Annotated in this window: 16 protein-coding genes; 3 read left to right on the top strand and 13 right to left on the bottom strand. The window is 43.4% G+C overall.

Features of this window, described 5'->3' with window-relative positions; all coding sequences use genetic code 11:
- The first annotated feature begins 128 nt into the window (after window positions 1–128).
- Window positions 129–1,520: an argininosuccinate lyase gene (argH, locus tag ACI882_RS07865; protein ID WP_411743814.1), complete on the top strand. Its 1,392-nt coding sequence runs from the start codon at window positions 129–131 to the stop codon at window positions 1,518–1,520.
- 34 nt (window positions 1,521–1,554) lie between these two features.
- Window positions 1,555–2,418 carry a hypothetical protein gene (locus ACI882_RS07860; protein WP_411743815.1) on the top strand — a complete coding sequence of 288 codons (864 nt, stop codon included), beginning with the start codon at window positions 1,555–1,557 and terminating at the stop codon, window positions 2,416–2,418.
- An 8-nt stretch (window positions 2,419–2,426) separates the two neighbouring features.
- On the opposite strand, the gene ACI882_RS07855 is transcribed toward ACI882_RS07860, so the two are convergent.
- The 11 genes from ACI882_RS07855 to hemC form a co-directional block, all read right to left on the bottom strand.
- On the bottom strand, window positions 2,427–4,499 hold the full coding sequence (locus ACI882_RS07855; RefSeq protein ID WP_411743816.1) for a diguanylate cyclase domain-containing protein: 2,073 nt from the start codon (window positions 4,497–4,499) through the stop codon (window positions 2,427–2,429).
- Between the two features lie 20 nt (window positions 4,500–4,519).
- Window positions 4,520–7,453 carry an EAL domain-containing protein gene (locus tag ACI882_RS07850; RefSeq protein WP_411743817.1) on the bottom strand — a complete coding sequence of 978 codons (2,934 nt, stop codon included), beginning with the start codon at window positions 7,451–7,453 and terminating at the stop codon, window positions 4,520–4,522.
- A 191-nt stretch (window positions 7,454–7,644) separates the two neighbouring features.
- Window positions 7,645–8,757 carry an ABC transporter ATP-binding protein gene (locus ACI882_RS07845; protein ID WP_411746256.1) on the bottom strand — a complete coding sequence of 371 codons (1,113 nt, stop codon included), beginning with the start codon at window positions 8,755–8,757 and terminating at the stop codon, window positions 7,645–7,647.
- A gap of 13 nt (window positions 8,758–8,770) precedes the next feature.
- The gene (locus ACI882_RS07840; RefSeq protein WP_411742804.1) at window positions 8,771–9,649 is read right to left on the bottom strand and encodes a carbohydrate ABC transporter permease; all 879 of its coding nucleotides are present in this window, start codon (window positions 9,647–9,649) and stop codon (window positions 8,771–8,773) included.
- Entirely contained in the window at window positions 9,642–10,532 is an 891-nt protein-coding gene (locus ACI882_RS07835; RefSeq protein WP_411742803.1) for a carbohydrate ABC transporter permease, read from the bottom strand. The genes ACI882_RS07840 and ACI882_RS07835 overlap by 8 nt, the downstream gene beginning before the upstream one ends.
- A gap of 250 nt (window positions 10,533–10,782) precedes the next feature.
- The gene (locus ACI882_RS07830) at window positions 10,783–12,030 is read right to left on the bottom strand and encodes an ABC transporter substrate-binding protein (protein WP_411742802.1); all 1,248 of its coding nucleotides are present in this window, start codon (window positions 12,028–12,030) and stop codon (window positions 10,783–10,785) included.
- A gap of 192 nt (window positions 12,031–12,222) precedes the next feature.
- Window positions 12,223–12,705 (bottom strand): GAF domain-containing protein, encoded by a 483-nt coding sequence (locus ACI882_RS07825; RefSeq protein WP_411742801.1) that lies wholly within the window; start codon window positions 12,703–12,705, stop codon window positions 12,223–12,225.
- Window positions 12,706–12,731: 26 nt separating this feature from the next.
- Window positions 12,732–13,877 (bottom strand): heme biosynthesis HemY N-terminal domain-containing protein, encoded by a 1,146-nt coding sequence (locus ACI882_RS07820; RefSeq protein ID WP_411742800.1) that lies wholly within the window; start codon window positions 13,875–13,877, stop codon window positions 12,732–12,734.
- The gene (locus tag ACI882_RS07815; protein WP_411742799.1) at window positions 13,874–15,007 is read right to left on the bottom strand and encodes a uroporphyrinogen-III C-methyltransferase; all 1,134 of its coding nucleotides are present in this window, start codon (window positions 15,005–15,007) and stop codon (window positions 13,874–13,876) included. Before ACI882_RS07815 ends, ACI882_RS07820 begins: the two co-directional genes overlap by 4 nt.
- On the bottom strand, window positions 15,004–15,744 hold the full coding sequence (locus ACI882_RS07810; RefSeq protein ID WP_411742798.1) for a uroporphyrinogen-III synthase: 741 nt from the start codon (window positions 15,742–15,744) through the stop codon (window positions 15,004–15,006). The genes ACI882_RS07815 and ACI882_RS07810 overlap by 4 nt, the downstream gene beginning before the upstream one ends.
- 2 nt (window positions 15,745–15,746) lie before the next feature.
- Window positions 15,747–16,694 (bottom strand): hydroxymethylbilane synthase, encoded by a 948-nt coding sequence (hemC, locus tag ACI882_RS07805; protein ID WP_411742797.1) that lies wholly within the window; start codon window positions 16,692–16,694, stop codon window positions 15,747–15,749.
- A 201-nt stretch (window positions 16,695–16,895) separates the two neighbouring features.
- On the opposite strand from hemC, the gene ACI882_RS07800 reads away from it, so the two are divergent.
- A complete protein-coding gene (locus ACI882_RS07800; protein ID WP_411742796.1) occupies window positions 16,896–18,152 on the top strand; it encodes an ABC transporter substrate-binding protein in 1,257 nt (418 codons plus the stop codon).
- A 47-nt stretch (window positions 18,153–18,199) separates the two neighbouring features.
- Here ACI882_RS07800 and ACI882_RS07795 read toward each other — a convergent pair whose 3' ends face one another.
- Both ACI882_RS07795 and parC read right to left on the bottom strand, forming a co-directional pair.
- On the bottom strand, window positions 18,200–18,469 hold the full coding sequence (locus tag ACI882_RS07795) for a late competence development ComFB family protein (RefSeq protein WP_411746257.1): 270 nt from the start codon (window positions 18,467–18,469) through the stop codon (window positions 18,200–18,202).
- A 154-nt stretch (window positions 18,470–18,623) separates the two neighbouring features.
- The gene (gene parC / locus ACI882_RS07790) at window positions 18,624–20,864 is read right to left on the bottom strand and encodes a DNA topoisomerase IV subunit A (protein ID WP_411742794.1); all 2,241 of its coding nucleotides are present in this window, start codon (window positions 20,862–20,864) and stop codon (window positions 18,624–18,626) included.
- Between the last annotated feature and the right edge of the window lie 71 nt (window positions 20,865–20,935).

Genomic DNA, 20,935 nt, shown 5'->3' with positions numbered 1-20,935 from the left:
TTGAAGGCGGTTTAAACTAAACAATCACAGATTTATAGGTTAAAAACAGTATTGCTTTATTTAGAGGTGACAGCGTAGCTGTGCCGCTTATAATGGGGCTCTTTTCTCTCAAACTAGGACAGTTGATTATGACCGATACTAACTCCGCTTGGGGCGGGCGTTTTGCAGAAGCGACCGATGCATTTGTAGCTGAATTTACCGCATCGATTGGCTTTGACCAACGCTTATATCGCCAAGATATCGCCGGCTCTGTTGCCCATGCGACCATGTTGAGTGAAGTCGGCGTGTTGACAGTTCAAGAGAAAGAACAAATAGTTGAAGGTTTAAAGGCCGTTCAGGCTGATATTGAATCAGGCACGCTTCAGTGGTCAGTGGCCTTGGAAGACATTCACATGAATGTTGAAAAAGCCTTAACCGACAAAATAGGCACTGTTGGTAAAAAACTTCACACTGGCCGTAGCCGAAACGACCAAATTGCGACCGATATTCGTTTATATATTCGCGATGAAATTGATTTCCTTAGCACTGAGCTTACCCGTTTACAGCAAGGTTTAATTGCATTAGCTAGCACTGAAGCCAACACCATTATGCCGGGCTTTACTCACTTACAAACTGCGCAGCCAGTTTCGTTTGGCCATCATTTATTGGCTTGGAATGAAATGCTCCAGCGCGATTTTGAACGCTTACAAGACTGCCGTAAGCGCGTTAATGTGTCGCCATTAGGTGCTGCCGCTTTAGCAGGAACAACCTACCCAATTAACCGAGAACGTACGGCTGAGCTATTAGGCTTTGACCGTGCTTCTGAAAACTCACTTGATTCTGTATCGGATCGTGATTTCGGCATTGAGTTCACCCACGCAGGTGCATTAATTATGATGCATTTATCGCGTATGTCAGAAGAATTAGTGTTGTGGGCATCTGCTCAGTTTAACTTTATTGAGCTACCCGACCGTTTCTGCACGGGCTCTTCTATTATGCCGCAAAAGAAAAACCCTGATGTGCCTGAATTGGTTCGTGGTAAATCTGGGCGCGTCTTTGGCCATCTTATGAGTCTTCTTACTTTGATGAAATCTCAACCGCTTGCCTACAACAAAGACAATCAGGAAGACAAAGAGCCACTCTTTGATACCGTTGATACATTAGCAGGCAGCTTAAGAGCCTTTGCCGATATGATTCCAAACATAAAAGCTAAGCGAGAAGTCATGTACGAAGCTGCTGCTCGTGGTTATTCCACCGCAACCGACTTAGCAGATTACTTAGTGAAAAAAGGCTTACCATTTCGAGATGCACATGAGGTTGTTGGCCAATCTGTCGCTTACGGCATTGAGCAAGGGAAAGACTTAGCGCAGTTAAGCCTTGAACAACTACAAACCTTCTCGACTGATATCGGTGAAGATGTTTTTGATGTACTTACCTTAGAGGGTTCTGTCGCGGCGCGTGATCATTTAGGTGGTACAGCACCTGCGCAAGTTTTAAAGGCAGCCCAACGTGCAACCCAAAAACTAGCAGAGCGTAGCTAAGCGCTCTAGTCACACTAAATCTCAAGGACCTAGAGTGATCATTCAATACCTAAAACAACATTGGCAAGGAGATAGAACCCAAGGCACGGCTTATTGGGTCAATGTTGTTTCTCTTCTATTGTTACTAAAGTTTGCCATTGCAATGCTGTCGATTATCAGCGTAATTGAAAACCCTGTTCTGTCGACTCGTATTTGGTTACTGATCAGCTTAGTTGTACTTTTGGTGGTCTTACCTTGGAGCTTTATTGGCTCGGTTCGCTCGACATGGCAGCATATTCATTTATTTCAAGATCGTACAACTGGCATTTGGCTGTTAGTAGCTTTAATTATCACCTTTGGGTATTGCACAATGCAGTTTAAAGACTATTTGCCGGGGCTCAATAACATGGTGAATATCGCGTTCAAGAAAGAATCAGAATCATACAGTGTCATTGGCTATGATAATCAACTGAGCCTTTCAGGTTATTTAACTTATGGCAGCGCGAAGACCATTACCAGCATGCTCAAAAGCAATAAGGCAATTGACACCATTGAGTTAAATTTATCGGGTGGCCACCTTTATGAAGCTCGTCAACTTTCTGAATATTTAGCAAAGCAGCCATACCATACGCATGTAGAAGAACAATGCGCTCTAAATTGCTTAATTGTTTTTATGGGCGGTACAAAACGAACGGCTGCTGATTCTGCAAGTTTCAGTTTTCATCACCAGCGTGGATATGAAAATGGTTACCGTTCAGACTGGACAATTACGAGGGAGCAAGTGAAAGACCGCGAGTACTTTGAAAAACGGGGTGTTTATAAAAAATCGACATTCGCGCTCTACTATAAACAAGCAAAGGATACCGATTTAACTCTCACTAATGAAATGCTGAAGAGTTACAACATTTTAACTCAGTAACATCGATATCAACCGACAGAGAACAATCCATTTTCAGATTCAATGGCATGCTTTAAAGATACACTGGCCATAGACATTAACTCTTCAAGCGTCTCACCATGGTCTGGGTATGAAACTAGACTTATGGCGATATTCGCACTGATAGTCTGATCTTTTGCGCGCAGCGGCTGTTCGCATAAAACTTTAAGTTGGTTGGCCAGCTCCAATAAGACCTCTTCACTTTTCATGCGCTCGATAAACAGTACAAACTGGTCGTCGGTACTTCGAACCAATAGGTCATCGGGTCGTAATCGATTATTTAGTCGCTTTGCGATTACTTTAATGATGTCGTCATCGGTGCCATATCCGACTAAAGTTGTTAACTCAGATAAGTTAGTAACAGACATCATTAAACAATGGAAATTCCCATGAGGCTGCCATCGCTTAAAGTGCCCATTGAGGCTCTGCCTATTGGGCAAATCGGTTAACTCATCGTGATCTGATAGGTGAGCCATTAAATCGCGAACATCTCGCAACTCATCTTTTTGTCGACTGACTTCTCCACTTAATTCAATATTGCGATATAGGTGGATTAAATTTGCAAATGCAATACTCACGACAGGCGCAATGTATTCAAGCAAGGAAATGCTTTTTATATCGAATACATTTGGCTGGTGCGACTGTAATGTTAGTAAACCAATAACTTTATTTTCAAACTTTAACGGCACAAAGCCAACTGATCGAACAACATTGCTTTGGTTAGTCATCAAAATTTCATTTTTTAAAACAAAATCATTTTCATACAAAATTCGCCCTTGGTTAACAGCACGAACAGACCAAGATCTCTCCTCTGTTAGATAAAGAGTTTCAGGAGGTATTACGATATTGTTTTCGATCATGCATTTAAATTCTAAAGTCTCACCTTTGACTTCACCAATTGCAATAACAGAAACATCTATCCAACCCACAAGCTGATCACGTAGATTACGTGTTAGCATTTCAAAATCTAGTGCTGCATTAACGGCCAATGCGATGCGGTTCACCGCTTGCAACATGGCATTACTTTCTGCTAGCACTGAGTTGTTATGTTTTTCAACGGCTATTTGGTCACGTAAGGTTTGCTGTTGCTCTTCAACCTTAAAGCGTGCCCATTGTTCGTTAATTTCACTGTCTCGAACTTGGTTAGCAACTTTTTCTGCAGTTTGATGGTGCGCGGTTGCAAGTTCAAAACTAAGATGTATGGCATAAAAATGTGCTAATTGCTGATGTATTTTTAGCCTTAGCGTGCCGGGAATATGATCAAGTTCCAACAGGTTATTAAGCGCCCATATTCCTTTTTTGGGGTAGTCAGATCGCAATAGATCTTGCGCAGCTTCGAATTGCAAAAAGTAAAACTTCCTACCGTGGCCTTTCATCCACAATTGCTCAAGTTGAGAGTAACCTGTTTTAAAACGACCAAATTTCAGTTCGTACCGAGCACGATAGAATTCCACTACCAGCCGACTGTGATCTACTTCATAGTCGGCGACTAGCTGTTCACACAGTTTAATTTGATCTTTAATCGTTCTTTGATCGCCTCGATAAAACGCCAACCTCAAGACCTGCAGTTGATACTGTACAAGTTGTGCATTAGTTAGATCGGCTTGGCTTGGCAAACCTAATAGTTCTTGCTCAGCATCAGACCAGCGACTGATGTTCATCAGCGTGCTAGATAGAGCTAAATGAATTTCGTGATTTAAAGTATCAGTGGCTGCTAGCTCGCCGGATAGTGCTTTGCGATACTGCTCCAAGGCGAGCGAATATTGTCCAAGACTTGTATAAGCTAAACCTAAGCCAAAGTAACATTGAGCAATGTAAGCGCTGTCGTTTAAGTCACGAAAGAGCGCCAAGGCTTTATGAAAGTCTTCTAAAGCGGGCCTCACTAGATCCCGCTTAACACTACTCCAGGCAATAACCAAGTTCGCTAACGCCATAGCACCCACCCAACCATTGCGCTGAGCTCTTATAATCGCTTTTTCAGCGATCAATTGAGCCTTTGTCGGTTCTTCGCTTGTTAGCGCTAATGCGTCAACGAGTTCGAGTTTTAACTTGTCCTGATTCATGGTTGCCTTTTATTATAAGATTATCTATTCCGATCTAACCAACCCATTACTTCATTAACGGGCATAGGTTTAGCGTAGTAATAACCCTGAATAATATCACATCCAAGGCGCATTAATCTTACCAAGGTGACTTCATCTTCAACCCCTTCAGCGACCGTTTTTAACCCCAAGCTGTGCGCCATCTTGATGGTTGAAGAAACAATAACTTCATCACTGGTATCTGACAAAATGTCAGCAACAAAGCTGCGGTCAATTTTTAACGCAGAGATTGGCAACTGTTTTAAGTAGGACAATGAAGAATAACCTGTTCCGAAATCATCAATTTCAACCTCGATGTCGAGTAACGCTAAGCTTTTGATAATTTCAATTGCTCGTGTTGGATCAACTAATAAAGTCGACTCCGTTAATTCCATAATGACACTCTTACCAGATACCCCGTACTCCTCTAACAAATTTTCAATGTAGGCTGGAAAGTTCTGATTCAGTAAAACCCTTGGGGAAATATTCACTGAAACTTGCAAATTTGGGATAATTTCGCGCCACTCGTTAATATGACTAAAGGCATCCCTTATAACAAAGTCGGTAATTTTTCGAATTCCTTCGCCCATTTCCGATATAGGTATAAAGTCGGCAGGTGAAAGGTATCCGAAGTCAGGGTGTGTCCAGCGGACCAGCGCCTCTAACCCGCCTGTTTGCCCTGTACTGGTATCCATCAAGGGTTGATATACTACAAATAATTGGCCAGAAGCTAAGGCACTGTCTAACTCCGATAGCACCGCTATTTTGTGGGGGGTACTGGTATCTAAATCTGTGCTGTAATATGTTACTTGCCGGCCGGTATTCTTTGAAGAATACATAGCGACATCGGCGCAACGCAGAAGCTCGTGGCCGTCGTCACCGTGCTGAGGGTAAAAAGAAATACCTACACTGGCTTCAACTTGGAACGTTAACTGATCAACCAAATAAGGTTCAGCTAATGCATCATGCAACATACGTGCTTTTTTTGTCGCTTCTTTAGGTGATATATTGGGGTAAAATAGTGCAAATTCGTCGCCACCCAACCTAGATAGAAAATAAAATTCACCCCGTAAGTTTTGGTCAATTCTTGGACCAATTTCTCGCAGCAATTTATCTCCAAATTGATGTCCGAAACTGTCGTTGATTTCTTTAAAACGGTTTAAGTCAAACAGCATGAGCGCGGACTTACGCTGGCTAGGAAGCATGGCTTTCATCCACGCATGTAACTGACTGCGGTTGCCTAAATTAGTTAAGCTATCTCGCATTGCTTGGCGCCTCAACACTTCACGTTGAGTCAACCCTTGCATCGCTAAGTGAACAGCGTTTTTTGAGAACTGTAGAATTTCAACATCGGGCATGGCATTAATGAAGCTCAATTCCAAGACCAAGAAGCCGACATGGCTAATACCGATAGGCCAATGAATACATCGCTGCTGTTTTAACTTAATTAGCTGATCTGTACGGCGGCATTCATCAAGCTGCAGAATTTTCTGATTATCCTGAACTAATTGTGCGCCCTTATACCAATTCTGATGAGGCTCATTCAAAGGTGAGCACTGATACCAATCGCCCGATTCCCAGAAGTACCATTTTAGCCCTGCTAACTCGAAAGCATTTGCAAAAGATTTCTGGCAGCCATATAGAAATTCGGCTTCATCTGAAACAGTATCAAGCTCACCGAGTAGAGTCACAAGTTGTGTAAGTTGGTGCTTTTGGCGGTTAAGCAAACTGTTCTGTTCATCAAGCCGATCTCTCGCTTCGCATTGCGCTATTTCACGCAGAACGCGTACGCCAAAGAGATCAATTAAATTCGAAATGTAAGCCCGATTCTCAATAGGCTCGTTCGTACACAACATAATAAAAGCCGTTGTAGATTCGGTCGTATCGGTAATAGGTAATACAGAATAATATAGATAGTCGCCGTACAGTAACTGGTAAAACTCTTCTTTCCTAGTAGGAGTGACATTCCAACTAGAAGTCATCAATTGTTCTTCACTATTTAATAAAAAATGGAAGTTGGGGTTCCTAATAGCATTCTCGGCAATAAGCCACGTTCGCCACCAGGTTGATTTTGTTTGCGAGCCCAATATAATTCGGCTTACACCACTTAACTGCCCAATACGAAGGCCGAAGTACTTTAGGAATTCGGTGCCAGTTTGCAAGCTGACATCTTGAGTAAAGTCTTCCAGTTTTTTAAAAATATCGACAACTTGGTCGTTTTGATCTTTATCGCCTTCGGACTCCCAAATTAGAGACACCGACTGGTAACGACCATCAACCTCCTGATATTTAGCTTGCTCTGACACTCGCTTGTAAATACCATTTTTATCACGCAAGCGATAGCTCAACACTACCGATTGCATGGTTGATCGTGTGAAGCCGTAGGCGGTAAAAACTGAGTTTAAGTCATCTGGATGAATAAATTCAGAGACCTGTACTGGGGCACTGCCACCAAGAAATGACCTAACTGGTAAGCCTGTAAATTCCTCTAAACTTTCGTTGGCGTATAGTAATATCCAACGCCCATCTACCTCGGCTGCTTGATAGATAATGGCTTGAGTTGCTGCAAGTGTATGAATACCAGCCAGCTGATGCATATGGGCACCAATGATGGCTGCTTTATGTTCAACCCGCTGATAGACGTTCTCGGCTTGCTCAGAACTTAACTGACCGTAGATGTGTACTTGCGAAGTGCTATTTACTTTGTATTCATGCTTATCGAAGCCGCGCCTAGAAATGGCCGGTTGGCTCCTGAAAATAGTTTCATAAGTACCAGAGTAGATATCCATTACCTGAATAATTACATTATTCACTTCTGGCATGAGGCGATGTAACGTCTCAATGTCAGTTCGAAGCATTGATTCTGCCAAAAATCGTGCTTCTGACCAGCCTCGGTCTTTCTCATATTGGGGGGGTAACAACTCGGTTTTAAGCATGCCACTCGGTTCTTAAATGATATCTATTCAAGTCTAGCGCTTTCACCTCAAATTGCAGTAATTTAACTTAAAAAAAAAGCGGCTACGCCGCTAACTAACTCAAAATGCGATTAAAACCACAGTATCAATGTTTCAATTAACGCAATGAAAGGAGAATCGCTCAAATTTCGACCGATCTCCTATGCTCTTGACTAGCGAATTCTAGCCTCTGTATCTCCGTCAAAAAACACAGCCTTACCCATATTGAACAGAATATCCATCATTTCCCCCGGTTTTCCGGCTTCTGCTGGGTGAACTCGACACTCACATTCTTCACCATTAATGCGCGTTAGTACCAGTGTATCCGCGCCTGTTGGTTCGGTGACTTCAACCTTGATGGTTACTCGGGTGACATTTGGATCATCCAAAACATGAGGCATAACATGTGTCAACTGCTCCGGTCGTAAGCCTAAAATGACACTCTTACCAATATAGCTCGACAAATTGGCTTGGCTAGCAGGCACCGGTAACTGAAATTTTTTGCCTTCTGATTCAATTTCCACTGCCGCATTACCATCTGAATTTACAACATCACATCGTAAAAAATTCATCGACGGTGAACCCATAAAGCCGGCAACGAATATATTTTCAGGCTCGTCATAGACTTCTTGAGGTGAACCAAACTGCTGTAAAACACCTCCTTTCATAACAGCAATACGATCCGCTAAGGTCATAGCCTCAATTTGGTCATGTGTCACGTAAACAATGGTGGTGCCCAAGCGCTGATGCAGTTTTTTGATTTCTGTACGCATTTCGACACGTAACTTGGCATCAAGGTTCGACAAAGGTTCATCAAACAAAAATACCGACGGTTGTCGAGCGAGCGAGCGGCCCATTGCCACGCGCTGGCGTTGACCACCCGATAACTGTGATGGTTTGCGATCTAATAAGTCTTCTATTTGCAGCAACTTAGCCACTTTGTCGACGATAGCAGCAATCTCTTCTTTCGGCATTTTTCTAATTTCTAAACCAAACGCAATGTTTTTACGAACATTCATATTTGGATAGAGGGCATAGCTTTGAAACACCATGGCGATATCGCGGTCTTTAGGGGCGGCGTAAGTCATATCGGTTTTACCCATGAGTATTTTGCCTGAAGTGACCTCTTCTAGACCAGCAATACAATTTAGCAACGTTGACTTACCACAACCTGATGGTCCAACTAAAATTACAAACTCACCATCATTAATCTCAAGGTCAATTCCCTTTAAAATATGAGTTTGGCCAAAGCTTTTCTGAACATTTTGAATTGATAAACCAGACATTATAAAACTCCTATTAACCTTTTACTGAACCGGCAGTTAAGCCGCGAACAAAATATTTTCCTGCGACAACATAAACAAATATTGTTGGTAATGCGGCGATAATTGCGCCGGCCATATCAACGTTGTAGCGTTTTTCACCTGTCGTAGAGTTGACCATATTATTTAGACCTACGGTGACAGGTTGCGAATCTGGATCTGAAAAAATCACACCAAACAAAAAGTCATTCCATATTTGCGTGAACTGCCAAATCACTGAAACCACTATAATGGGAGTCGACAGCGGTAAAATGATGCGCGTAAATATCAACCAAAATCCGGCCCCATCTAGCTTGGCGGCTTTTATTAGTTCACCAGGCAAACTCACATAGTAGTTGCGGAAAAACAATGTCGTAAAGGCTACGCCGTAGACAACGTGGGTAAAAATTAGACCAACAAGCGTTCCACTCAACCCTAGCTTACCGAGCACTACTGAGTGAGGCAGCAAAATAGCTTGAAACGGTAAGAAACAACCCGCGAGTAAAAATGCAAAGAACAATTCACTGCCACGGAACTTCCAAAAGCTAAGTACATAACCGTTCAACGCTCCGAGCAGCGTGGAAATAAAGACCGAAGGAATAACCATTTGCAGTGAATTAATGAAGTAAGGGCGCAAGCCTTTATCATCTCTCGCGCCAATTTGTACTTCACTCCACGCTTCTTTCCATGCATCGAAGCTAAAAGACTTAGGCCACTCAATTAATTGACCGATACGTATTTCATCCATTGAACGAAAAGACGTCACAATCATCAATACGAGAGGGGCAAGGTAGTAAAGCGCAACAATAACAAGCACTGCATATAATATGGCGCGCCCTGTAATATCAGAATATCGTTTATCTCTAACTTTAATCATTGTCTTTCGTCCTTAATTCAGAATACAGGTAAGGAATCAGGATGGCCGTCACCCCCATAAGCATGATTACAGCAGAGGCTGCCCCCACACCCAATTGAGCACGCTGGAATGAAATCTGATACATGAAAATGGCCGGAACGTCTGTTGATGTACCTGGGCCACCGCCTGTTAGTGCCATGATTAAATCAAAACTCTTAATGGCGATGTGTGCCAACATAATAAAAGCAGAGAAAAACACTGGCCGCATCGATGGAATAATGATGCGTGTATATACTGAGAATAAATTAGCGCCATCTAACTGCGCTGCTTTAATGATCGAGGTATCTATACCCCTTAGGCCGGCTAAAAACAGAGCCATCACAAAGCCACTCGATTGCCATACCCCTGCAATTACCACCGTATAAATGGCCATATCTGGATCAATTATCCAATCGAAACTAAAACTTTCAAACCCGGCATCGCGCATAAACTTTTCGATACCAACCGTAGGGTTTAAAATCCACTTCCACACGGTACCTGTAACAATAAAAGACAAGGCCATTGGGTATAAGTATATAGTCCTCAGCGCGCCTTCAGCCCTAATATTCTGGTCTAACAAAATTGCGAAAATTAGACCAATAACCATACAAATGATAATAAACAGAGTGCCAAAAATGGCTAAGTTTGCCAGCGCGCCCATCCATCGATCGTTCATAAATAGTTTGACGTATTGTGCAAAACCCACAAATTCATAATCTGGCAGAAATCGAGATTTAGTAAACGATAGAATCGTTGTCCAAATGATAAAGCCATAAATAAAGACGATGGTTATTGCCATTGTTGGCGATAGCACTAGCTTTGGCAGCCAATAATCTATGCCTTTTTTTCGTTTCGATACGGACATCATTACTCCGTCCTCTGTGTATTGTATTTTAATAAGTCAATGGTTATGTCTTATCGGTCAGTTTGTTGAAAACCAGCCTGAAGGCTTTTCTATTAGATAGGCAGGCGCATCCCGAGCTGCTTTTCAACAAACTGCTGTTTCACTATAGACGATGACTTGAAAAATTGAAGAACTGCAGGTTTTTCCTAGTTGAGCTGGCAAAACCTGCAGCGTTTTAATGAAGCACAAGATTAGTGCTTTATTAACTTACTTATTGATTCGCACGAATTGCACGAGACAATTTAAGGACCGCTTCATCTGATGTCATATCTGAGTTAAAGAAGTCAGTGACGACATCGGCAATCGCGCCGCCAATTGCAGACGTGGTAGACATACCATGTGCCATTGAAGGTACTAAGCCTTTACCTGATTTAGCTGTAGACTTAAATGTATCCATCGCGGCTAACGCACAAGCATCGAATGGCGACATATCTTGGTCTAAGCGTACTGGGATAGAACCTTTGTTTAAGTTGAATGTTTCTTGGAACTTAGGAGAAACAACTAATTCAGCCATTTTCATCTGTGCTTTTTCGTTTTCAGCGTTGTTTTGCTTAAACATAGCAAGTGAATCGATGTTGAATGTAAATTCACCATCGGTACCTGGGAACGGTACGCAGTAGTAATCTACGCCTGGTTTTTTGTTAGCAGCGGTAAATTCGCCCTTTGCCCAGTCGCCCATAAACTGCATAGCGGCTTCGCCTTTAATGACCATAGAGGTTGCCACGTTCCAATCGCGACCTGGCGCACCTTTATCGATATAGCCCTTAACTTTTCTGAACTCATCGAAAGCAGTTTTCATTGTCTTACTTTCTAAGGTCTTCACATCATGCTCTACGAAAGCTTTTGCGAAGAAATCAGCGCCACCTAGTGAAAGAACGATGCTTTCAAAGGTTGTTGTATCTTGCCACGGCTGACCACCGTGCGCGATAGGCGTAATACCTTTTGCTTTTAAAGTATCAGAGACTTTCCAAAGCTCTTTAAGACTCGTTGGAACTTCCAAACCATTATCATCAAATACAGACTTGTTTGCCCACATCCAGTTTACACGGTGAACGTTAACTGGCGCTGCTACGTACTTACCTTCATGCTTCATAACATCTGATACGACGCTTGGCAGTACTGTTTCCCAGTTTTGAGCTTCTGCAACTGGAGTAAGATCGGCTAAGAAGCCTAGGTCGCCCCACTCTTGAATTTCTAAACCTTTAATTTGTGCTGAAGCAGGAGCATTACCCGATACGGCGCGCGAACGTAAAACGGTCATCGCGTTTTCACCACCGCCACCAGCAACAGCGAAATCTTTCCAAGTGTGCCCAGCGTCTTCTACCATGCCTTTAAGAACTGCAATTGACTTTGCTTCGCCACCTGAAGTCCACCAATGCATCACTTCAACTTGGCCTGCTTGAGCTGACGCAACAATTGTTCCGCCGAGCGCTACTGCTAAGAGTGTCTTTTTAAACATCATCGTTTCCTTTATTTGTTTTTGTTTTAACCAGGTCTTTTGCCTGAGTTTGAAACATAAAGCCTTATTAATGGTGACTTTGGAGTGCCTTTGAGGCACTCCGTAAACAGTCACTGTCTATGACAAGATCAAATTTAGACTGAATAAGGAAGGAAGTAACGTTCCGAAACGCAACGTAACGTAACACGTTTGTTACATTTGGCGTGCAATGAGCGCAGCGACTTGGATCAGGCCGTCGACATCTTCTTGGTTAAAGTCATTAACAACATCGCTGTCGACATCTAAAACGGCGACAACCTCATTGCCCTTTAGAATTGGCACCACTATTTCTGATCGAGATTGACTACTGCAGGCAATATGACCAGGGAACGCATCGACATCGGGTACCCATTGAGTTTCTTTGGTTGCCCAAGCCGTGCCACAGACACCCTTGCCTTTGGCAATACGAGTACAGGCGATGTCACCTTGAAATGGCCCAAGAACTAAAGTGTCGCTTTCAACAAGGTAAAAACCAACCCAAAAAAAGCCAAAGGTTTGCCTTAACGCCGCGCTAATATTCGCCATATTCGCAACTAAGCTTGATTCTCCTGATATCAAGCCTTCGAGCTGAGGGAGCAACTCTTGATATTGCTGTGCTTTATTGAGACCCGTTTGTATTGCCAGTTCTTCTGCCATGTTCTATTCCGTAATATATTTTGTATTTAAGCCGTTGCCAATTGCTTATAAAGCTTATTAGCTTGTTCTGGCATTTTGCGTTGTTCAAAAAGTTGCGCTAGCATTAGGCCACTTTCTCGGTCATTTAACGCCCAGCCTTTCTCAAGCCAACTTTGCGCCTGCCCCCATAATTGCAGCGCCAGATTAACTTGCCCCAACGCGCGACAATAGTTTGCGCTTGGCTCGCTCTGCTCATATTGCTCTAACAGGGCTAGTTTTTTACTTGCATCTGTTTGAATGACAGACAGTGCGGGTAAAAGCGCTTCAAAGTGACCGTTTTTAAAACCCGCTAACAATTTTTTATAAGCGGTATCGTGGTCATTTATAGAGACCCAGAAATCAATTTCGACTAATAAAAACTCAGGCTGTAATCGGGTTGCTTTTGGAACTTTTTTAAGCAGCTGGCGTCCTTCATCTGCCTTGCCTGTCAGTTTTTCCATGGCGAGTTTGGCGCCTTTCACCACCCAACTATGTCGTTCATCGGGCTGAATATTGGCCGCAATAATTGCAAGGTCTAAGAGTGCTTCACCTTCGCCTTGTTCTAATAGCGATTGCCACAAGTGACGGCGTAACCAAGGCACTTTTTTTAGCTCTGAATGTTGGTTCATTTGCGCAATAAACTGTTTGGTTTGGTTCTCTGCCCACAAACGCTGGGCACCAATAGCATAGGCAAATAATTTCAATTCAGGATCAATTTGAATCAACTCAGCCTGGCGCTCTAGCCAGTCAGCATGCTGCCAGCCTAATGCAAGCGTCATGGCTCTTGGTAGCCGGTCGGAACCACCTGCATCGGCAACACGCTTTAAAGCTACAATGGCTTTATCATCTTGCCCTGCTAACCAAGCATTCACCGCTTGGACGGTGTCTTTTTTGGCGGTTTTTTGATTTTTACGTTGACGGAAACGCTGCCACAATCGCGTCGGTGCGAAACCTCGCCAAAGCTGAATAAAAATTAGAATGGTAATAGTGAATAGTAATAGGAAGCCTATACCGGCCCAAAATGTTGTTTCAACCAACCAGCCATTCCATGTCACCATCATGACGCCGGCATCAGCCAACATCATTTTTGCTAACACCCCTCCCAGTAATAATACAATGATCCAAAGAAGTGCCCAACCCAGAAGCCGCATCATGATCCGCTCTCCTGTGTTGCTTCCGATTCTATTTCATTTTGTTTATTAATATAGGTGTCGATAACTAACACGCTTTTACCAATATCTGGCCAAGTTGGATTTAACTGCAAGGTTTTCAACTGCTGTAATTGTTGACTAGGCACTTTGAAATCAAATTGGCTGTTCATTGCCTTTAGTTGATCTAGTGATTGGCTCAGGGCAGCCTCAAATAACAGTTGATTTTGGGCCAACAGTGCCAGCTGTGACTGAGCTAATACCATCAAGGTGTGTTGTCGCCAAAGTTCAAAATCACTTTGAATGGGCGGTGCTTGCACAATGCTGTCTAATCTTGAAATCACGACGACTTTTTTCACACTCTGCCAAAAACCTTCAACGGGTGATATCTCCGGTTCAATTTGTACCGTTTCCGTCGGTTTTGGTACCCAAGTGAGTTGGCGTACTTCATCAGCGATTGCACCGAGCTGGAAATAGATTCCATTAAGATCAACTGAACGTGCATTATTGAGCGCAAGAATGTCACTGGCGATTTGCTGGCGTAGAGGTAATACCGCAGCTGCGTCTAGCGTTGCTATGATGTCATCTGCTGATTTAAGCAAGCTGATGGAAACAGCTGCATTCTTATCTAAAAATAACCGCCGTTGCGCCAAGCGAGTTAAGGTAAGGGCTTCTTCAAGCGGCCATCGGTTTTCAGTACGATCCGCTTCACGATTCATGCGTTGCGCCGATTCGACCACTAAAGATTCTATTTGTGAAACTTGCTGCGTCAGGTCATCGGCATAATCGACACGACGATTACTGACTTCAGTAATTTGTTGTTGAGCAATAGCGACTTGTTCAGCAAGTTGCTGGTTTTGCTGTTGTAACTGGTTTACTTGGGCTAAATTGTTCTGCCAAAGCCACCAGCCACCATACGCAATACCCGCGGATATGACGATAATCACCATGAGCACAATCAAAAAACGGCGCCAAAAGACAGAAATACCTGCCGAAGGTTTTTTAGCTTCTTTAACTGGTTTATCTTGGACTTTGTCTTTTTGCTGCGCTTTATTTTCGACCGACTTGGTAGTGTCGGTCTCTGGCACCGTGATATCGGTATCTTCTAACTGCTCATTTTGTGCTTGATCGCTCATAACTCACCTTGTTGGTTGCGTAACATCGTGGCCAATGCGTCAACCGAAGCATCGGCTGCTAGCTTGACGTTTACCAATCCATTATCTAAACACCATTGTTTTAATCTATCTGATGATACCCACCATTGGCCCGACCAGCTACGCCAATATTCACCATTTTGCTGCAATAGAGCCTCGCCTAAAAAACTCGAGCTTAACCAAAGGGCATCACTTGTGTCTGCTTGCTCCACTATTTGAGCCAAAACGTTGTTATCGACCAACCGTCGGTAAACAAAAACCTCTGTTGCTTTTTGACCTGTCGATGCGAAATATTCTTTAAATGCATTTCGCCCTCCCTCGCCTTTAACTATCAAAACTGAGTCATGAGGCTCTAGCAGGGTGGCCACTAGCTCAATAACATCTTCGGCGGTGTAACCTGCTTCAGGGTATTGGGTCGGCAAGTCATGCTGGTTCAATACATTCGCTGTTCCTGGACCATTGCATGTCCAATTGACACCCGCTGGAATCATTGGCCAATAGATATCGAGTTGATCAATCAATGCTTGCGCCGCTTCTGGGCTTACACAATGAACAACCTTAAACTGGTCAATGTTCATCCAGAGCTGTTTTACTTCTTCGCTCTGAGCTAAAGACTCAAACTGCCAAGGGTCTATCCAGACAATTGTCGATGTCCATGATTCAAGTCCAAGCTGCCATCGGGCCCATTCTTTTGCTGCTTTAGGAACTATTACGTTCAATGTTACTTACCTAGTTCTGCCAATATTTTATCTGCGCCCTGCCCGAGCAGGTCTTGCGCGACGGCGATACCCATGGCTTCCGCTGCGCTGAAATCAGCTTCTGTATCACCAATTAACTTATGCTCAGCTTTTGCCACCAAAAGTAATTTGCCATCGACGGTCCCTACTCGACCCTCAAGGCTCAAATTTTCTGCATTTAATAAGGTGTAACCTGCAATTGGCACATCACAGCTACCATTTAGGGTGCGGTTCATCGCTCGTTCGCAATGCAATCGAAGCGACGTTGGCTGGTGAATCAATGGAGCAAGCAAGGCTTTAATTGCGTCATCCCCTAAACGGGTTTCAATGCCGACCGCACCTTGGCCGACCGCTGGTAATAGCCAATTACTATCAATATCATGAGCTATTCGGCTTTCTAGGCCCAAACGTAATAAACCCGCAGACGCTAGGATGATAGCATCGTACTCGCCTGCATCGAGCTTGGATAAGCGAGTACCTACGTTGCCACGTAAAAAATTAATAGTTAAATCGGGGCGGCGAGCTAATAATTGGGCTTGCCGTCTCATACTTGAGGTACCGACGATGGCTCCTTGAGGTAAATCATCTATCGATTTGTAAGTGTTACTAACAAAGGCATCAAAAGGGTTTTCACGTTCACAAATAACCGCCAGCTCAAAACCTTCTGGTAATACCATGGGCACGTCTTTCATGGAGTGAACGGCGATGTCGGCTTCATTTGCCGCCATTGCCACTTCAAGTTCTTTAACAAAAAGCCCCTTCCCACCCACTTTAGATAAGGTTACATCCAGCCTCTGATCACCAATAGTCGTCATCGGGACAAGCTCTACAACTAAGTTTGGGTGAAAGTGTTTCAATTGCGCTTGAACAAACTCCGCCTGCCATAGTGCTAATGGGCTGTTTCGAGTAGCGATGCGTAGGTGCTGTGTCATAGTGCTGGGTCTCTATCTAATAAATTTGAAAATTAACCGAAAGTGTACCACTTGGCATGAAAGAACCGAACCATGTTACATGCTCGTTACAAACGCAATAAATCTAACACCCTTTGATACATAAAGTTACATGCTTCACAGTTACTATAACGCTCCTAATACAGCCAACATAAATACTAAAATAACCGGCTAGGAGCTCTAATGCGTGATTATATCGCACCTATTTTACTGTCTTTTTGTGCATTCAATATGGCCAATGCAGGACAAGTAGAAGTACTACATTACTGGACCTCTGGCGGAGAAGCCGCAGCTTTAGATGTTCTCAAAGCGCAAATGACCGCTGATGGCCACGAATGGCTAGATTTCAAAGTAGAAGGCGGTGGTGGTGGAAATGCCAATGCCGAGTTACAAGATCATGTTTTAAGAGGTGACCCACCTACAGCGGCTCTAATTAAAGGCCTCGACATTCAACGTTGGGCAAGATTAGGTTTTTTAGCAAACTTAGACGAATTAGCCCAAAACCAAAATTGGGCAAACTTACTTCCGAACGAAGTTGCCAATGTTATGCAACACAATGGTCAGTATGTTGCCGTTCCCGTCAATGTGCACCGCGTAAATTGGTTATGGGCAAATAAATCAATTCTCGACAAACTCAATATTGTAGCCCCTAAAACATGGTCTGAATTCGATCAAGCTGCCGAGAAAATCAGAGCAGCTGGATATCAAGTAATTGCACAGGGTGATCAAGATTGGCAGCACGCTACGTTATTTGAAACCATTGCTTTGTCTGTTGGTGGTCCTCGCTTCTATAAAGATGCCTTTGTTGACCACATCTTTAACACGAAAAACAATAAAATCATGGCTCAAGTATTTGAACGATATTACAAGGTTTTAAGTTATGCAGATTTAAGCTGGGTCGATGAATGGCCAGATGCGACCGCCAATGTGATTAAGGGTGAAGCTGCATTCCAAGTGATGGGCGACTGGGCTAAGGGTGAGTTTACCAATGCTAACAAACAACCTAATCAAGATTACTTCTGCTTGCCTGTTCCTGAAACTCAAAACATGTTTTTGTTTAACATCGATAGCTTTGCAATGTTTAATTTAAAAAAATCAAGCTCTGAAGATCAACTCGCCCAACAAGCACTGGCGCGAAACATAATGGGGGAGCCGTTCCAAAAAGCCTTCAATTTAACGAAAGGGTCTATCCCTGTGCGAACTGATATGTCGATGGCCAGTTTTGATTTCTGCTCTCAGTATTCAATGTCTGAATTTTTAACTGCCAGTGAACAACAGACTTTATTGCCAAGCATTGCCCATGGCATGGCAACAACGGGCACGGTACAAGGCTACTTTCTAGAACGCCTAGGTGAATTAACCCGCACTCCACTAGAGCCTGATCGTGCCGCAAAAGAACTAACCAAGGCCATTCGATACGGCCAATATATCATTAGGTAGCCAGTCCAGCATTGAAAAATGCTTTTGCAATAGTAACCTCAGGGTTGCTATTGCGCTTTTTTATTTTTCTGCACAAAAGCAATGGCATAGGTAACTGCCTTAGTTACTTCATCTTCCATACGTTGAATTTCAGGTGCAGATAAATAAAAAGCCATATCAACCGAATAGCGATAATAACGTGAAGGCAGTTGATTTAAGGCTACACAAGCAATATCAATCAACTCCCCTTCTTCTGTCGAATCCAATTCAGAACGCTTTGCTAAATCATCAACCACTAGTTTTTCATAAAAATTTGAAATCTGACTTTCAAAACTCATATTCAACCCCTTTTGCTGAAATCTAATTTGGAACCTAAATTGAGTCTAGCAGCATATTTAACCTAACAACCTATATTTTTCAAATATGCTTAAGCATAAAAAAACCTCTTGAATGGTTAGTCTCAAGAGGCTTGAAGAATACAGAGCATCACGCTTATTCGATATCTAAGCCCGATACGTTTTGGAAGCCACGGGGCAGCTTGTTGCCTCTTCGGCCTCGCTCACCTAAATAGTGCTCTAAATCTGCACCTTTTAGCTTGAGCTTTCGCTTACCAGAATAAACCAATAAGGTATCTTTAGCACCGACAACCTTTGCGCCAACCATTAACTCTTCGCGGGCTGAGGCTTTGCTAGCGGGTATATTAATAATTTTGTTGCCCTTACCTTTTGCAAGTTCTGGTAAGTCTCGTACAGGAAAAACCAGAAGCCGACCTTCGTTGGTCACGGCTGCTAAATAATCAGTTGAAGCTTGCGATATGGGCTGAGGCGCCAACACCTGTGCTTCTTTGGGTAGCGACAACAATGCCTTACCGGCTTTGTTCTTACTGACCATATCAGATAGTTTTGCGATAAAGCCGTAGCCCGCATCAGAACTGACTAAATACTGCTGCTCGGGGTTGGCAATAAGCAAACCTTTCATTTCTGCACCCGGTGGTGGGTTTAACTTGGTGGTAATAGGTTCACCTTGTCCACGCGCAGAAGGCAGTTGGTGGGTTTGCAATGAATACGATCGACCAGTTGAATCAAGCAACACCGTTATTTGATTGCTTTTACCTATAGCTGCGAAGGCGAAACCATCACCTGCTTTATAACTTAATCCTTCTGGGTCTACTTCGTGCCCCTTACCGCTACGAATCCAGCCGCGTTGAGACAACACAATTGTAACCGCTTCAGAGGGTAAAATTTCATTTTCGCTGAAAGCGATTGACTCGGCTCGTGTGACTAATTGTGTTCGGCGATCGTCACCAAACTCTTCAGCGTCTGCCAATATTTCTTTCTTAATTAGAGTACGCATACGCGCAGGTGAACCAAGAATTTTCTCTAACTTTTCACGTTCAGCAGAGAGTTCATCTTGCTCGCCACGGATACGTATTTCTTCTAGTTTCGCTAACTGACGTAATTTGATCTCAAGAATTGATTCCGCTTGAATATCACTTAAGCCAAAGCGGCTCATGAGCTCCGCTTTTGGTTTATCTTCGGTACGGATGATCTCAATGACTTCATCAATATTGAGATACGCTATAAGCAAGCCGTCAAGTATATGCAGGCGCGCCAGTACTTTATCGAGTCGATATTGCAAGCGTTTACGGACAACATCGGTTCTAAATTCTAACCATTCTGAAAGAATAGTATTCAATGCTTTAACTTGCGGACGACCATCAATACCGATCATGTTGAGGTTGACTCGAATGGTCTTCTCAAGATCTGTCGTTGCAAACAGGTGGTTCATGAGTGCATCTATATCAATTCGATTGCTGCGCGGTTCTATCACTAAACGAGTTGGGTTTTCGTGGTCTGATTCATCACGAAGATCAACCACCATCGGAAGCTTTTTCGCTTGCATCTGCGCAGCGATTTGCTCCAGCACTTTACTGCCTGAGGTTTGATGTGGTAATTCAGTTACAATAATATCTGAACCTTCTTGCATGTACTTAGCGCGTACTTTTAAGGTACCGCGACCAGACTCATATATTTTTTCAAGATCGGTACGAGAGGTGATCATTTCCGCGCCCGTTGGGAAATCAGGACCTCGGACATGCATCATAATATCGGCAACCGTGGCCTTTGGCGTATCAATTAAATGGATACAGGCCGCTGCTATTTCTTTCAAGTTATGCGGTGGAATATCGGTTGCCATACCCACAGCAATACCCGTTGTACCATTGAGCAATACGTGTGGTAATCGAGAAGGCAATACTTTAGGCTCATCCATGGTGCCATCGAAGTTCGGCACCCAATCAGCAGTTCCTAAGCCAAGCTCGGAAAGCAGCAGTTGAGCATTTTTGTGCAGGCGGGATTCTGTATAACGCATCGCCGCGAATGACTTAGGATCATCCGGGGAACCCCAGTTTCCTTGGCCATCGACCAATGGGTATCGATAAGAGAACGACTGCGCCATTAATACCATAGCTTCATAACAAGCACTGTCACCGTGTGGGTGGTATTTACCCAACACGTCACCGACGGTTCGAGCTGATTTTTTATATTTAGCCGTATTCTTTAGGCCTAGCTCACTCATGGCATAAACGATACGACGCTGTACCGGTTTTAAACCATCACCAATGTGAGGTAAAGCACGGTCAAGAATGACGTACATGGAATAATCTAAGTACGCTTTTTCAGTAAATTGGCTCAGAGAAATCGATTCTGAAAAATCAGTGTTCTGTTCGGACATTAGGGGAACCTGTTAAAAATCAGATAATTAGCGTTGCTGTTGGTGCTAGTGTCGCAGTTTATAGCGGCGAG

Source organism: Reinekea sp. (assembly GCF_046710285.1).
In the GTDB taxonomy this organism is placed as follows: Bacteria; Pseudomonadota; Gammaproteobacteria; order Pseudomonadales; family Natronospirillaceae; genus Reinekea.
This window is presented reverse-complemented; position numbering and strand designations above follow the sequence as displayed.

What these genes read in the sequence shown, in the direction of transcription:
- ACI882_RS07845 (WP_411746256.1), bottom strand. Translation starts at nt 8,757, where the DNA reads ATGTCTGGTTTATCAATTCAAAATGTTCAGAAAAGCTTTGGCCAAACT.
- ACI882_RS07815 (WP_411742799.1), bottom strand. Translation starts at nt 15,007, where the DNA reads ATGAGCGATCAAGCACAAAATGAGCAGTTAGAAGATACCGATATCACG.
- hemC (WP_411742797.1), bottom strand. Translation starts at nt 16,694, where the DNA reads ATGACACAGCACCTACGCATCGCTACTCGAAACAGCCCATTAGCACTA.
- ACI882_RS07800 (WP_411742796.1), top strand. Translation starts at nt 16,896, where the DNA reads ATGCGTGATTATATCGCACCTATTTTACTGTCTTTTTGTGCATTCAAT.
- ACI882_RS07850 (WP_411743817.1), bottom strand. Translation starts at nt 7,453, where the DNA reads ATGCTTAAAACCGAGTTGTTACCCCCCCAATATGAGAAAGACCGAGGC.
- ACI882_RS07855 (WP_411743816.1), bottom strand. Translation starts at nt 4,499, where the DNA reads ATGAATCAGGACAAGTTAAAACTCGAACTCGTTGACGCATTAGCGCTA.
- ACI882_RS07840 (WP_411742804.1), bottom strand. Translation starts at nt 9,649, where the DNA reads ATGATTAAAGTTAGAGATAAACGATATTCTGATATTACAGGGCGCGCC.
- parC (WP_411742794.1), bottom strand. Translation starts at nt 20,864, where the DNA reads ATGTCCGAACAGAACACTGATTTTTCAGAATCGATTTCTCTGAGCCAA.
- ACI882_RS07825 (WP_411742801.1), bottom strand. Translation starts at nt 12,705, where the DNA reads ATGGCAGAAGAACTGGCAATACAAACGGGTCTCAATAAAGCACAGCAA.
- ACI882_RS07795 (WP_411746257.1), bottom strand. Translation starts at nt 18,469, where the DNA reads ATGAGTTTTGAAAGTCAGATTTCAAATTTTTATGAAAAACTAGTGGTT.
- ACI882_RS07835 (WP_411742803.1), bottom strand. Translation starts at nt 10,532, where the DNA reads ATGTCCGTATCGAAACGAAAAAAAGGCATAGATTATTGGCTGCCAAAG.
- ACI882_RS07820 (WP_411742800.1), bottom strand. Translation starts at nt 13,877, where the DNA reads ATGATGCGGCTTCTGGGTTGGGCACTTCTTTGGATCATTGTATTATTA.
- argH (WP_411743814.1), top strand. Translation starts at nt 129, where the DNA reads ATGACCGATACTAACTCCGCTTGGGGCGGGCGTTTTGCAGAAGCGACC.
- ACI882_RS07830 (WP_411742802.1), bottom strand. Translation starts at nt 12,030, where the DNA reads ATGTTTAAAAAGACACTCTTAGCAGTAGCGCTCGGCGGAACAATTGTT.